The sequence below is a fragment of the Candidatus Effluviviaceae Genus I sp. genome, from assembly GCA_016867725.1.
In the GTDB taxonomy this organism is placed as follows: Bacteria; Joyebacterota; Joyebacteria; order Joyebacterales; family Joyebacteraceae; genus VGIX01.
In genome coordinates this window covers 1-14,993 of sequence record VGIX01000006.1, presented here as the reverse complement: position 1 = coordinate 14,993, position 14,993 = coordinate 1, and the positions used below count along the sequence as shown (strand labels likewise).

Below are 14,993 nucleotides of genomic sequence, written 5' to 3'. Positions count from 1 at the left end.
GTGGCCGCGGCCCAATGGGAGGCCAGCGGCCACGTGGGAGACCCGACTCTCGTGTGAGAGCCAAGTCGGCCATCTTGCTCCGTCATCGTCGGCACGGGAGCCGATGCGTCATTCTAACACGCGGACGGGGGCTGGGCAAGCCGGTCGACCGGGGACGGTCAGTTGTCGTAACTGATTGCTTGAATGCGTGTTATGAGGGGCGGGGCGGCGCGTGACTGCCCCGCTCAGACCTGCAGCGAGGACGCCGAACTCGCGGGCGCAGTCACACGCCGACCCGCCCCCGACACGCGCCGACGACCATCAACGCGCGGTGGCAGTCACTCGGCGAGCAGCTCCTCGATGGCCGCGCGCGCCGCCATGAGCGCGCGCCCCCGGTGACTCACGAGGTTCTTCTCGTGCGCGGCCATCTCCGCGTAGGTTCGCTCGTGGCCGTCCGGGAGAAAGAGAGCGTCGTACCCGAAGCCGCCCGTCCCTCGCGGTCGCTCGAGGATCGTCCCCTCGGTTCGCCCCTCGACGACGCGCACCGGACGCCCGGGAGAGGCGAGCGCGACCACGCAGCGAAAGGCCGCGCGTCTCCGCGCCGCGGGCACGCCGGTGAGCGCGGCGAGCAGCTTCCTGTTGTTCTCGTCGTAGTTCGCGTCGTCCCCCGCGTATCTGGCCGACCTCACGCCGGGCGCGCCGCCGAGGAACTCCACCTCAAGCCCCGTGTCGTCCGCGAGCGCGGCCATCCCCGTCGCGTCCCGCACGGCGAGGGCCTTCTTGACGGCGTTCCCCTCGAGGGTCGCCGCGTCCTCAACGACGTCGGGGACGCCCGCGAGGTCCAGGCACGACATGATGCGCACCGGGAGCCCCAGCAGAAGGGCTGACATCTCGGCGACCTTGTGGGGATTGCGCGTGGCGAGGACGAGGACCGGCGCTGCCGCTGTCCCGTCGGCAGGGAGCGTCACGGCGCGACGCCCCCGGGACGCGCGCGCCCGTCACCGCAGCCGCCCGTCAGCTGCTCGAGCGTGACGACCGAGACGCCGGGAAGCCGCGCTCGAAGGAAGCGCTCGGCCTGCTCGGTGAAGCGATGGGGCACGTCGCTCACGAAGAACGAGTGCTCGGGCGGATGTCCGGCCGCCCGCGCCGCGCCGCGTGCCGCGAGCCGCTCGCCGACCTCGCGCGCGGTCTCCTCGGCCGAGTCGATCAGGGTGATGCCGGGGCCGAGCACCTTCGAGATGGTCGCCTTGAGGATCGGGTAGTGCGTGCAGCCGAGCACGACCGTGTCCACGCCGGCGTCCCTGAGCGGCGTGAGGTACTCGTGCGCGATGACGAGGGTGACCTCGCGGTCCGTCCACCCTTCCTCGGCGAGCGGGACGAACAGCGGGCAGCTCTTCCCGACGACGGCGACCTCGCGATCCAGCCTGTGGATCTCTCGCTCGTAGGCGCGGCTTGCGATGGTGCCTTCCGTCCCGATGACGCCGATTCTCCCGACGCGGGTCGCCGAGACGGCGGCCAGCGCCCCCGGCTGGATCACGCCGACGATCGGGACGTCGTGGCGCGCGACGAGCGCGTCGAGCGCCACGGCCGACGCGGTGTTGCACGCCACGACGATCATCTTGACGCCCTGACGCAACAGGAAGTCCGTGTTCTGGACGGCGAACTGCGTGACGGTCTCCGCGGACTTCGGGCCGTACGGAAGCCGCGCGGTGTCACCGAAGTACACGATGGCCTCGGCCGGCAGCTGGCGCATGATCTCCGCGGCGACCGTGAGCCCGCCGATGCCCGAGTCGAAGACGCCGATCGGCCGTCCTGCGGCGCTGGGCACCATCGCCTCCGATTCGAAGGCCGCCATCAGCGGTACTGGTCGACGGGGAACGGCGCTGACGCGTCGATGTGCCCGGCGATCGTCTCGATCTCCCTGCCCTCGACGAGAACGCGCACGGACACCACCTCGGGGAAGTTCGACGCGAGCGTCCTCACGATCGACCGGATCGTCATAAGCTCGCCGGTCGAGCCGCCCGGGTGGTTCGCGACCAGCTCCCGCGAGAAGTCCACGAACGCGCACCCCGACTCGTCGAGGATGACCGACAGCACCTTCGTCCCCTCCGGGAGCGTCCTCGCGCTGTCGCCGCCGCGCGGTCCGCGGACGAGCTCCTCGAGAATGCGCTGCGCGCGGGCGGCCGCGTCCTCGGGCACCGCGATCTCCCTGCGCTCCTCCGTCATGGCGATGCCCTCGCGGTCCGCAAACGCGAGGACGACCGCCTGCACGCCCGGCCCCAGGTCTTCCTGCACCGTGCCGCCGGGTCGGATCTCCTGCGGCGCTTCGCGGTCGCGAAGAACAACGATCGCGACGGCAAGCACCAGCACGAGAACCGCGATGACCACATGAACAGGTCGCACGTTCACAAGCCCTCCCGCGTCACGTCGGCCCTGAAATCGCTCACGCCGGCCGCGACGGCGCTCGCGAGCCCTTCCCGCCAGCTTACGTCGGCGAGGAGACGCGCGTCCGCGGCGTTCGTCACGAAGCCGATCTCCACCATGACCGCAGGCATCGAGCACCCCGAGAGCGTCGCGAAGTCGCCCGTCTGCGTCGCCGGCCGCGCGGCCCGGAGCGCCACGCGTCTCCGGATCGCGGCCACGAGGTCGCCGCTCGCCGCCGCGTACCGGTCCTGGACGCGGTCCCATCGCGCCGCTCCTCCCCGCCCGGAGCGCCCGGTGGTGCTCCAGTGGGCCAGGGTCGTCGCGCGCCGCGCGCGCCCGCAGCTCGAGATGAGCGGCCCCGCGGCGCCGGTCGAGAACGACGCCCCGCAGTGAACGCTCAGGAGGATGTCGGCCTCGGCGAGGTTCGCCGTCTCCGCCCGCTGCTTGAGGGGCACCGTGTCGTCCTGGTCCCGCGTCATGAGCACGTGGAAGCCCTCGCGCTCGAGCGCGGGCCTGAGCTGCCGCGCGAACGCGAGGCTCAGGTCCTTCTCGAAGTACCCCGCCGTGATCCACGCGCCGAGGTCGCTCCCGCCGTGCCCGGGATCGATGATGACCGTGTCGATGACCTCGTCGAGGCCGTGCCGCCTGACGTCCGTTGCGGCGCGCGGCTCGCGCGCGGGGCTCTCCGCCGCCCCCCGCGCTCCTCTAACGACCGACACCTCGAGCCGCGTCGGGTCGGCGCGCAGCACCGTCGAGTGGACGCCGGCATCGCCCGAGAGCGCCGCGGTCACGAGCACGCCCGCCCGCAGGCGCTGCACCGCGACGCCGCGGACGAGCCCGGAGCCGTGCGGCAGCGCGAGGCTGTCGGACACGCCCGCCGCGCGGATGAGGACCTCGAGCACGCCCTCGCTGAGGTCCGTCGAGAACTCCGCCTGGCCGGACAGACCGATCGCGAGCGTCGCGCCGTCGCCGCTCTCCTCGATCGCGGCCGAGGTCACGACGACGCGGCGGGTCATCACGCTCACGAGGGCCGCCTCGGCGTCCCAGGTCACGTCGGAGTCGAGCGCCCACGCGAGCGCGTCCGTCAGGTAGGCCGGCGGCGCCCACAGGTCGCCGCGCCCCCGCAGGAGCGGGAGGCGCAGGTTGCGTACGCTGTCGTCGCATCGAACGAACCGGTTGTCCGCCGAGGCGGAGATCCTGCGGCCGTTGACGGAGAGCGTGAGCTTGCCGTTCTGCGGGTTCCAGTGCCTCACGGCTCCCGAGGCGCGCGCCAGGTCGGCCACGCTGAAGTACGTGACACCATCCCGCTCGACGGTCTCCACGGTCTCGGCGCGACCCTCGGCGCGGAACACCATCCGGAAGGCGCCTCCGCTCGCGGGCGAGAGAGAGCCGAGGACGGCGAGCGCCGCGAGCGCGAGCGGGGCGAAGGCGGACGAGCGCGTCACTCCTCACCCCTCCCGCGCCGGCGCAGCGCGCGCGCCATCTCGCGCTCCGCGTCGCGCTTCGCCAGCGTCTCGCGCTTGTCGAACGCCTTCTTGCCTCTGCACACGCCGATCTCGATCTTCACGACGCCGTTCCTGATGTGCGCCGAGAGCGGCACGAGCGTCATCCCCTTCTCCATGACCTGCCGATGGAGCCGCCGGATCTCGGACCTGTGGAGAAGGAGCTTCCGGCGCCTGACGGGATCGACGTTGAAGCGGTTGCCGTACTCGTAGGGGCTGATGTGCGCGCCGTGGAGGAAGATCTCGCCGTTCTCGATCCTGGCGTAGCCGTCCACGAGCTGGATCTTCCCCAGGCGGACCGACTTCACCTCGGTGCCCTTGAGGACGATGCCGGCCTCGATGGCATCAACGACGTGGTAGTCGTGCCGGGCGCGCTTGTTGCGCGCGACGGTCTTCGCCTCGTCGCCCACGGCCCCGCCCCCCGGGCTCCGGACCGGCCCGGTGCCCCCGCCTGACGCCAGCGCGCGCCGTCTGACGCCCGTCCGTCACGCCGCGCCCGCCAGGAACGAATCCTAGCAGAGGCCGCGCGGGGCCGCAAGTGCGGTCCCCCTCGCGGGTTGACTTGGCGCGGCATCCGCGCTAGACTGACCGTCGGCAGTCAGCCGAAGTGGCGGAATTGGTAGACGCGCTGCGTTCAGGGCGCAGTAGGGGCAAACCCTGCGGGGGTTCGAGTCCCCCCTTCGGCACCAGGCGACCCGGGGCGGCGTGCTGCCGGCAGGCGGCAGGCCGCCCTTTGCCAAGGAGGCGCTGTGGCAGGCTCGCGCGTTGCGGTCCTCCGGACGCGTCCGGAGTCGGTGCTCGAGGACTACAGGAGGCTGTGCGATCTCGCCGGCGCGCGGGACGCGCTCGACGCCTCCGCGACGAGCATTCTCAAGGACAACATCAGCTGGCACCTCATGTACCCGTCGTCCAACACGACGCCGTGGCAGCTCGAGGGGACCATCCTCGGTCTCAGGGACGCCGGCCTCTCCGACCTCGTGGACGTGCACAACAAGACGGTCGTCACCATCGCGGACCTCGGCGACCGCTACAACAAGCTCGGACCCGTGCTCGCCAAGCACGGGGTCCCCGTGAAGTACAACTTCGAGCCCGCCGACATGAGCTGGGTGCCCTACCGACCCAAGGCGAGGATGCTCGCGCTCGACCGCGTCTACCCCGACGGGATCAACATCCCCGACTTCTTCTTCGGCAAGAACATCGTGCACCTGCCGACCGTGAAGACGCACAGCTACACGGTCACGACGGGCGCGATGAAGAACGCGTTCGGAGGACTCCTGTGCGTGAACCGGCACATGACCCACACGTGGATCCACGACACGCTCGTGGACCTGCTCGCGATCCAGCGCGAGATCCACTCCGGCATCTTCGCGACGATGGACGGGACGACGGCGGGAAGCGGCCCGGGGCCGCGCACGCTCGTGCCGCACCGGAAGGACGTCATCCTCGCGTCGGCGGACCCGGTCGCCATCGACGCGGTCGCCGCGGCGATGATGGGCTTCGACCCGATGGCCGTCCGCTACATCGCGCGGGCCACCGAGGCGGGCCTGGGGCAGGGCGATCCGAGGAAGATCGAGATCGTGGGCGACGAGGAGGCCGCCGCCGAGCGCTGGGGATTCAAGGTCGGCGTCAACCTCGGGACGGGGACGGGAATGCTCCTGTGGCGTTCGCCGCTCAGGGTCTTCCAGAAGCTTCTCTTCCAGACCCCCATCGTGAAGATCTTCATCTTCGCGAGCGAGACCTATCACGACCGGATCTGGTACCCGCTCAGGGGCAGGCCGGTGGTCGAGCGGTGGAAGCGAGAGAGCCCGTGGGGCAGGCTCTTCGAGAGCTACCCCGGCTGAGCCGCCCGCGCGCCGCGCCTCAGGGGCTTCCTGCCAGCACCGACTCCGTCACCTCGACGACGTAGGCGTCCACACCGCCCTCTCTGATCGTCGCGTTGAACCGCGCGATCGCGTCGAGGACCCGCCGCGCGTGGTCCGCGTCCACGACGACCATGAGCGCCGAGTTCATCCCGGGCCAGACCTGGGTGCCGTCGCGCGCATCCCCGCAGGAGCACCGCCCCTCCACCTCCCGCCACCGCGTGTAGCAGCGCACTCCGCACTCCCTGAGCGCGGCCATGACCTCGTCGTGGAACCCGACGTAGTACGTCATCAGGATGAGCTTCATGCTGTGTTCTCCTCGAAGCGCCTGAACCTGGTCTCGAAGACGGCGTAGACGGTCGGCACGAGCACGAGCGTCACGAGCGTCGCCACCAGGAGCCCCCCGATCATCGCGACGCCGAGCGGCCGCCAGACCTCCGACCCCGTGGCGCGCATGACGGCGAGCGGGATCATGCCGAAGATCGTCGTGAACGTCGTCATGAGGACCGGGCGCAGGCGGCGACGGCCGGCCGCCAGCACGGCCTCCGCGAGCGGAGTTCCCCGCCTCCTCGTGATGTTCGTGTAGTCAACGAGCACGATGGCATTGTTGACGACGATGCCCACGAGCATGATGACGCCGAGGAACGACGTGAGCGCGAGCGTCGTGCCCGTGATGAGAAACGCCCAGATGACCCCGACGAACGCGAAGGGCACCGAGAACATCACGATGAACGGATCGATGAGCGACTCGAACTGCGCCGCCATGACCATGTAGACGAGCACGATGGACAGCATGAGCAACAGCGCGAGGTCGCGGAACGCGCGGCCCTGCTGTTCGACGTCACCGCCGAAGTCCACGCGCACGGACGGCGGCACCTCGATGTCGGCCAGCGCCTTCCGGATGTCGCCCGTCACCTCACCCAGCGGACGCCCGAGGAGGCGTCCCTCGACCTTCACGATCCGCTCCTGGTCACGGTGACGGATCTCCGTGGGGGCGACGCCGAGCTGCACGTCGGCCACGGACGAGAGCCGCACCGCCCCGCCGGCCATCGTGGGGATGGGAAGCGCCAGGATGTCCTCGAGCGTCGCGCGGCGCCCTTGGGGCGCCCTCACGACGACGTCCCACTCCTCTCCGCTCTCGCGAAGCCTCGTCGCGTCGGTGCCCGAGATGTGCGTCTGGAGGGCCGAGGAGATGAGGTACGTGTTGAGGCCGACCGCGGCCGCCCGCTCGCGGTTGACGATGACGTGGAACTCCGGCCGCGGATCGCCCGTGTCGAGTTCGATGTCCACGGTGCCCGGCACCTTCCGGATCGCGTCACGGACAAGAACGCCGATCCTCTCCAGCTCGTCCATGTCGCGGCCCTTGAGCTGCACGGAGATCGGAACGACGCCCATGCCGAAGAACTGGCCGATCGAGCTTCCGGCGCGCACGTTCACCTTGACGACGTCCGGCATGGACTTCGCCTTCTTCCGGAGGAGGTCGCCGACCTCCTCGGACGTCCTCTCGCGCCTCTCCCTGTCCACGAGCTTGAGGCCGACCCGCCCGACGTGCGTGCCCTCCTTCTCGCCCTGGACGACCGCCCAGCCGCCCATCTCGCCGGCGAAGCTGTAGAGGTACTCCCTCTCGGGCACCTCGGCCACGATGTGGTCCTCGATCTCCCCGATGATCTCCATCGTCCGCTCGAGGTGCGTCCCCGGCGTGACCTCGAGGATCATCTCGATCTCGCCGCTGTCCGGCGTCGGGAAGAACTCGGTCTTCACGAACCCCGCGAGCGCCATCGTGACGACGAAGATCCCGACGGCGACGAGCACGGTCCTCTTCCTGCGCCGGAGCGCGGCCGCGAGCAGTCGCGCGTAGCGCTCGTCCACGACCCTGAGGAAGCGCTCCCCCGCGTCGAAGAACCACGAGAGCCGCCCGCCGCGGGCCGGCGCCGCGTACTCGCGCCGGAGAAGGGTGGAGGTCAGCGCCGGCGTGAGCGTGAGCGCCGTGAAGAGCGAGGCCGTGATCATCACGATGATGATGAGGGCGAGCTGTTTGAACAGCACTCCCGTGAGCCCGCTGGCAAAGAGCATCGGCACGAACACGACGATCGTCGTCGCAGCGGCCGCGGTGACCGCAAGGCCGATCTCCGACGGGCCGTATGTGGACGCCTCCCGCACCTTCTCGCCCGCCTCGACGTGCCGCGTGATGTTCTCGAGGACGACGATCGCCGCGTCGACGACCATGCCGACGGCGATCGAGAGGCTCATGAGCGTCACGAGGTTGATCGTGTACCCCGCGACGTACATCGCGAAGAACGCCGTGACGACCGACACGGGGATCGTGAGCGCGATGACCAGCGTTCCCCGGAGCCGCCTGAGGAAGAAGAGCACGATGAGAATGACGCAGAGACCGCCGTAGTACACGGCCGTGCTCAGGTTCCGGATCGCCCGCTCGATGAAGTCCGAGGTGTTCCAGAACGTGAAGATGTGAACGTCCGGCGGCAGATCGTCCTTGATCTGCTCGAGCTTCGCCATGGCGGCCTTCGAGATGGCGACGGAGTTCGTGCCCGCCTGCTTCGACACGAAGAACACGACGCCCGGCTCGCGGTCCGCCCTCGCCTCCATCCAGGACTCCGCGAACGCATCCTCGATCTCCGCGATGTCCCTGAGGTGGATGAGCCTTCCCATGTGCTGCCCGACCACCACGCGCGCGATCTCGTCGGCCGACGTGAGCTGCCCGGGCACGCGCACGGTGTAGTCGGACCAGCCGATGCGGACCTGGCCCGCCGGCATGTCGAGGTTCTCGGCCTTGAGGGCGCCGAGGACCCGGTCCAGCGAGATCCCCGTGGCCTCGAGCTTCCTGGGATCGACTCGCACCTGGATCTCGCGCTGGGGCCCGCCGACGAACATGACCTCGGCCACGCCCGGCACGGACTTGAGCGGGTCGACCACCTGCGTCTTCATGATGTGGCGCAGCCCCGGGTAGCTCTCGCGGGCGGTCGCGCCCATCACGAGGATCGGGATGCTCGCCGAGCTCATCTTCATGAGCGCGGGCGGCTCGATGTCGCTCGGGAGGAACTGCCTGAGCGCGTCGAGCTGCTCGCGGATGTCGCTCGCCGCCTCCGACAGGTCGGTGCCGAACGCGAACTGCACGGTCACGACCGACAGGTTGTTCTGGGAGACCGAGTCCACGTGCTCGACGCCGCTGAGGGTCGAGAGCGCGTCCTCGATGGGCTCGGTGACGTTCGTCTCGATGTCCTCGGAGCCGGCGCCGAGGTAGTAGGTGATGACGCTCACCATCGGGAACTCGAACGAGGGCATGAGGTCGACGGGGAGCCTGACGAAGCTCAGCACGCCGAAGATGGCGATCGCGATGAAGAGCATGAAGACAGCGATGGGGCGCTTGACGGCGAACCCGGAGAGGTTCATCGGCCCGCCTCCTCCTCACCGGCGCTGGCCGCGGCCGGGGCCTCGACGATCTCGACCTCCGCTCCGTCGCGCAGGCGGTAGCGGCCGGCCGTCACCACCGACTCGCCGTCCTCGAGGCCCGCCAGCACCTCGACGGACTCGCCGAAGCTCTCGCCGAGCCTGAGGTCGCGCCGCCGGGCGACTCCTCCGTCGACGACGTAGACGTAGAACGCCGCCGTTCCCTCCTGGCGCACGAGCGCGTCGCGCGGCACGAGGAGGGCCGAGCGTGGAGAGAGCGCCAGGGCGACGTCGGCGAACATCCCCGGTCTGAGGACCTCACCGGGATTGGCCACGACGACGTCCGCCGCGGCCGTGCGGGACATCGCGTCGAGGATCGGGTCGACCCGCGTGACCTCGCCGCGAAGGGTGCGCCCGCGGAGCGCCGAGGACGTGACCTCGGCTGCGAGCCCGCTCGAGACGAGGGCCTTCTCTCGCTCAGCGACGCGGATCTCCACCTTCACCGTGTCGATCTTGACGATCTCGAGGACCGCCGGAGAGGGCGTCATCATGGACATGAGCGTGAAGACCTCGCCCTCGTCCAGGTACCTCGCGGAGACGATGCCGCTGAACGGAGCGCGTAGCCGCGCGCTTCCCGTCACGAGGTCGTACCCGGCCTTGGCGGCCTTGTACGCCGCCTCGCTCTGTTCGAACGCCTGCTCACTGATCGCGCCGCGGTCCGCGAGGACCTTCATCCGCTCGTGGTCGCTCTCGATCGCCGCGAACCGCGCGCGGGCCTCGGTGAGCTGCTCGCCCCCGAGTTCGACCAGGAGGTCGCCCTCGGTGACCCTGTCGCCCACGTCGACATGGAGCTTCTCCACCCGTCCCGGGATCTGCGCCCCCAGAAGGACCTTCCGCCACGGCTTGACGGTGCCCGAATACGACATCACGGGAGACACCGTGCCGGCGCCGACCTGAGCCACCGCGACCGGGACCCTGCCGCGTTCCTCGACGGCGGCCTTCTCGCCGCCGCATCCCCCCGCCGCGACGACCGCGACCAGGGTCAGCGCGACCACGCCCGAGCGTACCGTTGACCTCGTCATGCTCGTCTCCTCACTCCCCGGCCACGCCGGCCGCCAGCAGCAGCCCCGCCTCCGCCAGCCGCAACCCGGCCAGCGCGGCGATCCTGCTCATCTCCGCGCCCGTGAGGGACGCCTGGGCGTCCAGCACGGCGCTGCTCGTGACGACTCCGCTTCGGAAGCTCTCCCGCGCGACGCGAAGGCCTTCGCTGGCCTGCGCGGCCGCGCCCTCCGCGATGGAGAGGGCCGCGGTGGCCTCCTCCCGCGCGAGGAAGCTCCGCCTGACGTCGAGCCTCACCGCGTCCTCGAGGAGCTCCCTCGACCGCTCGGCCTGCGCGAGCCCGGCCCGGGCTTCCCTGACGCGACCGCGGGTCGCGCCCCAGTCGAAGATGCTCATCTCGGCCGCGAGGGTGACGTGCCAGTGCTCGTAGAACTCCGGCTCGTACTGGCGGTCGGGACGGTCCCACGCGTACGTGCCGATGGCCATCACGCGCGGGAGGTACCCCGAGCGCGCGATCGACACGCCCTTGCCCGCGGCGCCGACCGCCTCGCGCATCGCGCCGAGATCGCTCCGCGCGGCGAGCGCGGCGCCCGTCCAGGCCTCGAGGCTCCTCTCCGGCAGCGCCGCGCCTGCCAGAGGATCGGTCGGCTCGATCTCCGTGTCGAGGCTCACGCCGAGCGAGAACGCCAGCGCGGCGTTCGCGAGGCTCACGGCGTGCCGGGCCCTCGTCCGGCCCAGCTCGACCTCGGCCATCCGCACGCGCGCGAGCAACGCGTCGCTCCCGATCATCATGCCCTGCTCGTAGAGCGCCTCAACGTCCGCGAGGTGTCTCGACATCTGCGCCACCGCGTCGTCCATGACCTTGAGGGCCTCGCGGGCCTGCACGAGGCCCAGGTACGCGCCGGTGATGCCGTATCGAGCCTCGTCCTCCGACCTCCGGCGCGCCAGCACTTCGGCGTTCGCCGCGTGCCTCGCCGCCCCGTGAGCCGACAGGAGCGCGCCGCCGGTGAAGAGCGGCTGCTGCACCGTCAGCCCGATCGAGTAGATGTCGTCGTCGCCCAGGTAGATCTTCCCCTCGCCGCCGAACGCCCCGAGGTCCATGGAGGGCGCCTCGTCCAGCCGCGTGTACGAGCCGGACGCCGACAGCTGCGGGAAGAACGTGGACGCGGCCTGGCTTCGCCGCGCGTCCGCCGCCACGACCTTCGAGTCCGCGATAGCGAGCTCTCTGCTCCCGGCGAGTCCGAGCTCGACCGCCTCGCGCAGCGTCAGCTCGAGCCGCTCCGCCGCCGCGGCCGGCCCGCCTCCCATGAGCGCAAGCGCCAACAGGACCGCGACGCCTGCGCGAACCGGCCTCGCGGCGCGCTCCGCCCGCCGCGCTTCGTGTACCTGCCTCATGCGCCCGCCCCCCGCGGCCTCATGCCGTCCATCAGGATGGTGATCACGTCTTCCACGACCGACTCCCTGTCCCCTCCAATGTCGCCCGTCGCGCTTCCCAGGAACAGCCCCTTCAGAAGCAGCACGAGCACCCACGCCGTGCGCGTCGGATCGCCCACCACGATCTCGCCTTCCCTCGCCCCTCGGTCCAGGATGTCCCTGTAGAGGTCCACGAAGCCGTCGACCATGTGCTTGAACTCGCCGCGCCACAGCGCCGGCGGCATGATCTCCGCGAGCACGCCGGCGGTGACGCGGTAGACGTTCACGTTCTCGCGAATGAGGGACATGTGCGTGAGGAGCGCCACCTTGAGGCGGCCCCTCGTGTCCTGCGCTCCGTCGACCGCCGCCCGCACCTCGGAGAGGATGTTCCCGATCTCCCTCTCGAGCACGGCCCGGAAGATCGCGTCCCTGCCGTGGAACATCTTGTAGAACGTGGCGCGGCCGACGCGCGCCTCCCGGACGATGTCGGTGATGGTCGTCTTCTCGATCCCGTGCCGCGCGAAGACGCGCCGCGCTGCAGCGATGATCTCCTCCCGACTCCCCGCCCCCTGATTCCGCATCGTCCCCGACCCTGCGAATCGCCGGGACCACGTCGCATCCCGGCTGCGGCTGCGCGCTCCGTGCGCGTGAACGAGTGAACAGTCAGTGTCTACTCTATTCCGCTCGTGCCTGAACGTCAAGGCGCTCGTCAGATGAGGCCGGGCGCGGCACCGCCGCGCCCGGATCGCCGTAACTTGCCGTCTGGATTGCCGTTACTTGAGGAACAGGAGCTTCATGGAGGCCGCCGTGCCTGCGGACTCAAGCCTGCAGAAGTACACGCCGCTGGCCGCTGGGGTCCCGCCCGCGGCGCGCCCGTCCCACGCGATGAACTGATTGCCGGGGTCGAACACGCCGTCCGCGAGCTCGCGGACGAGACGGCCCGCCGGATCGTAGATCCGCAGGGTCGCCCTCTGGCGTGCCGGGAGCGAGAACGCCACGCGAGTCGCCGGGTTGAAGGGGTTGGGGAACGCGCCGTAGAGCGTTGGGACGGACGGAACCCGCTCGTCGGTTCCGGTCGGGCGCACGCGCAGGGACACGGGAATCACCGCGTCGCCGCCGCTGCTCTCGATGACGATCTCGCCCTCGTAGCTCCCGTCTCTGAGACCTGTCGTGTCGAACGTCAGAAGGACCGGAAGCGCCTCGCCATGCGCGATGCTCCCCGAAAGGGGGGCCGCGCTCAGCCACGCGAGCGGCTCGATGAGCGTGAAGGCGAGGTCGCTCGTATCGACCGCGGGCTCATTCACGGCGACGACTCTCACGAGGCAGTTGCCGCACGCGGTCGGGCCGTTCGTCCAGACATGCGAGCCGTCGTTCGCCGTGGCCCGCGTGATCTCATGCCACCGCTCGCCACCGTCCTGAGACCACAGGAGCGCGACGGAGTCCCCGGCGCCCTCCGAGAGCCACGCGATCGTGTGAGGACCGCCGGCAGCCCACACCTCGCCGCCGTTGGGCGAGACGATGGTCAGCGTCGGCCCGTCGGGCGCCGCCAGGGACGACGTCCCCAGACCGGAGAACCTCGTCTCCCGCCGGTCCACCATCGAGAACGTGTAGATGACCTCAAGGCTCCCTTCGAAGTCCCCCGCGACGTCCAGCGCGATCGCCGCGTGGGCGGTGTCACCCGGGTAGATCGCGTTCCACCAGTCGCCCGCCCAGGCGATCTGCGATCCGGATCCTGAGGCGCCCAGCGTCCGCCCGTCGGTCGCGAGGTCGGTCCAGCCGACGGCGGTCACGCCGTCGGGCAGCCTCACGGTCACGCCGTCCACCCACGCGTCGCCGTCGCCTGCGTTCACGACCGTGAGCGAGCACTCGACGGTCGTTCCGGGCTCGTACGCAGCCGGAGCGATGGAGAGGCGACACGTCTCCTCCTGCCGGGACGTCGGCCGGTCCGCCATCTCGACGGTAAACGCGAGGAGGGACTGCGGCTCGCCGACGTTCGTGAGGACGAGCGTGTCCACGCCCGTCGCGTCCGGCTCCATCCATCGAACGATGGACGCGGGAGCCACGGACAGCACGGGCGTCTGGATCTCGCCGACATGGACCTCGGCGACGTGGGGAACGGCATTGAAGGCCGTCACCGTCAGCGTGAGATCGGCCTGGGCGGGAAGGGGCAGCGAGATCGGGATGACCGCGTTGCCTGACGCGCCGGTGACCGCGGCCCCGTAGATCACGCCGTCGCCGTACAGCGCGCACAGCGCGCCCGCGACGCCCTCGACCGTCACGTCGAAGCCGACGGCGTCCGCGGGCACGGTGTCCTCGTGCAGCACCGAGAGCGTGGCGGGGGCGTCCGTCCTCACCTTGAGCGACGGATCCCCGAAGAGATTCCAGTTGCGGAACTCCTTCCCCCCCGTGTCGGGGTACTCGTCCATCATGTGGTTGGAGCCGTTGAAGCACAGGCCGCCGAACGTGCGCTTCACGCCGTGCACCGACGTCCCGATGAGGAGGTCGGTGATCTCGTCCTGGGCGTCCATGGGCGGGCTCCAGCCTTGGCTGATGGAGGACATGTACGCGCCGATGGCCCCGATGGGCTCGCCGTTCCGCGTGGATCTGAGCCAGGCTTCTCCGAAGCACATGGGCACGGTGAACTGGCCGTTGAAGCACGCCGCGCTCACGATGAACGGCAGCATGTTGTCGTTCTGCAGCGCCATGACGTGGCTGGTCATGAAGACGCCCGTGGACCACCCGCTCGTCGCGCCGTGTCCCGCGTAGTTGATGATGCTGCGCCCGCCGTTGAGGGCGGCCGTGATCATCGAGGCCGTCACTCCCGGGTCGTAGATCTGGTCCACGGCCGTGTAGGTGAACCCGAGAAGCCTGGTCCGGATGTTGTCGATGTGTTCGTGGTCGTACTCGCCGTCGTCGCCGGGGCCCTGGTTCGAGGCGATCCCCGTCCCCCGGTTGTACCACGCCGCGCCGACCTGAGGTGTCTTCTCGTACTCCACCGTCCGCAGCACCTGCGTCTCAACCTGCGCCACACTCTCGGCGGAGAAGCGACCGACGAAGATGTCCGGCCGGTTGTCCGATCCGGCGATGAGCGAGTACGATGGGTCGGACGCGGCGGGTCTGAGAAGCGTCGGGCACTGCCCGGAGTCACCGACGAGCAGCACGTAGGCTAGGTTGCGCGTGTTGTAGTAGTTCTGAATGTACGTCTTGATGCCCGTGGTGTCCCCGCCCGCGTCCGCGACGCTCACCATCGTGCACGGCATCCCCGTCTGACGCTTCCACTCCACCAACGGCTCCATCGCCGCCATGAACGGCCCGTAGCAGATCACCAGCAGCTCGCCGCTCTCGCCCA

At 70.1% G+C, this 14,993-nt stretch carries 12 protein-coding genes and 1 tRNA gene; 2 read left to right on the top strand and 11 right to left on the bottom strand.

The window, feature by feature from the left end; translation table 11 throughout:
* Positions 1 to 317 precede the first annotated feature (317 nt).
* The 5 genes from FJY74_02930 to smpB form a co-directional block, all read right to left on the bottom strand.
* The gene (locus FJY74_02930; GenBank protein ID MBM3307261.1) at positions 318 to 869 is read right to left on the bottom strand and encodes a non-canonical purine NTP pyrophosphatase; all 552 of its coding nucleotides are present in this window, start codon (positions 867 to 869) and stop codon (positions 318 to 320) included.
* 74 nt (positions 870 to 943) lie between these two features.
* Complete coding sequence (locus FJY74_02925) at positions 944 to 1,810, bottom strand: glutamate racemase (protein ID MBM3307260.1); 867 nt, start codon at positions 1,808 to 1,810, stop codon at positions 944 to 946.
* Between the two features lie 23 nt (positions 1,811 to 1,833).
* A complete protein-coding gene (locus FJY74_02920) occupies positions 1,834 to 2,382 on the bottom strand; it encodes a GerMN domain-containing protein (GenBank protein ID MBM3307259.1) in 549 nt (182 codons plus the stop codon).
* 2 nt (positions 2,383 to 2,384) lie between these two features.
* A complete protein-coding gene (locus FJY74_02915; protein ID MBM3307258.1) occupies positions 2,385 to 3,848 on the bottom strand; it encodes an N-acetylmuramoyl-L-alanine amidase in 1,464 nt (487 codons plus the stop codon).
* Entirely contained in the window at positions 3,845 to 4,315 is a 471-nt protein-coding gene (gene smpB / locus FJY74_02910) for an SsrA-binding protein SmpB (GenBank protein ID MBM3307257.1), read from the bottom strand. Before smpB ends, FJY74_02915 begins: the two co-directional genes overlap by 4 nt.
* A 191-nt stretch (positions 4,316 to 4,506) precedes the next feature.
* Here smpB and FJY74_02905 point away from each other — a divergent pair.
* Positions 4,507 to 4,594 (top strand) — tRNA-Leu (locus FJY74_02905).
* Between the two features lie 60 nt (positions 4,595 to 4,654).
* Positions 4,655 to 5,746, top strand: coding sequence for a DUF362 domain-containing protein (locus tag FJY74_02900; protein ID MBM3307256.1), 1,092 nt, complete (start codon positions 4,655 to 4,657; stop codon positions 5,744 to 5,746).
* Positions 5,747 to 5,765: 19 nt separating this feature from the next.
* On the opposite strand, the gene FJY74_02895 is transcribed toward FJY74_02900, so the two are convergent.
* From FJY74_02895 to FJY74_02870, 6 genes are all read right to left on the bottom strand, one after another.
* Positions 5,766 to 6,071, bottom strand: coding sequence for a hypothetical protein (locus tag FJY74_02895; GenBank protein MBM3307255.1), 306 nt, complete (start codon positions 6,069 to 6,071; stop codon positions 5,766 to 5,768).
* Complete coding sequence (locus tag FJY74_02890; protein ID MBM3307254.1) at positions 6,068 to 9,175, bottom strand: efflux RND transporter permease subunit; 3,108 nt, start codon at positions 9,173 to 9,175, stop codon at positions 6,068 to 6,070. The genes FJY74_02895 and FJY74_02890 overlap by 4 nt, the downstream gene beginning before the upstream one ends.
* On the bottom strand, positions 9,172 to 10,254 hold the full coding sequence (locus tag FJY74_02885; GenBank protein ID MBM3307253.1) for an efflux RND transporter periplasmic adaptor subunit: 1,083 nt from the start codon (positions 10,252 to 10,254) through the stop codon (positions 9,172 to 9,174). The genes FJY74_02890 and FJY74_02885 overlap by 4 nt, the downstream gene beginning before the upstream one ends.
* Before the next feature lie 10 nt (positions 10,255 to 10,264).
* A complete protein-coding gene (locus FJY74_02880; GenBank protein MBM3307252.1) occupies positions 10,265 to 11,626 on the bottom strand; it encodes a TolC family protein in 1,362 nt (453 codons plus the stop codon).
* The gene (locus FJY74_02875) at positions 11,623 to 12,225 is read right to left on the bottom strand and encodes a TetR/AcrR family transcriptional regulator (protein MBM3307251.1); all 603 of its coding nucleotides are present in this window, start codon (positions 12,223 to 12,225) and stop codon (positions 11,623 to 11,625) included. The genes FJY74_02880 and FJY74_02875 overlap by 4 nt, the downstream gene beginning before the upstream one ends.
* A gap of 192 nt (positions 12,226 to 12,417) precedes the next feature.
* On the bottom strand, positions 12,418 to 14,993 hold a 2,576-nt coding region (locus FJY74_02870), incomplete at its 5' end, for a hypothetical protein (GenBank protein ID MBM3307250.1).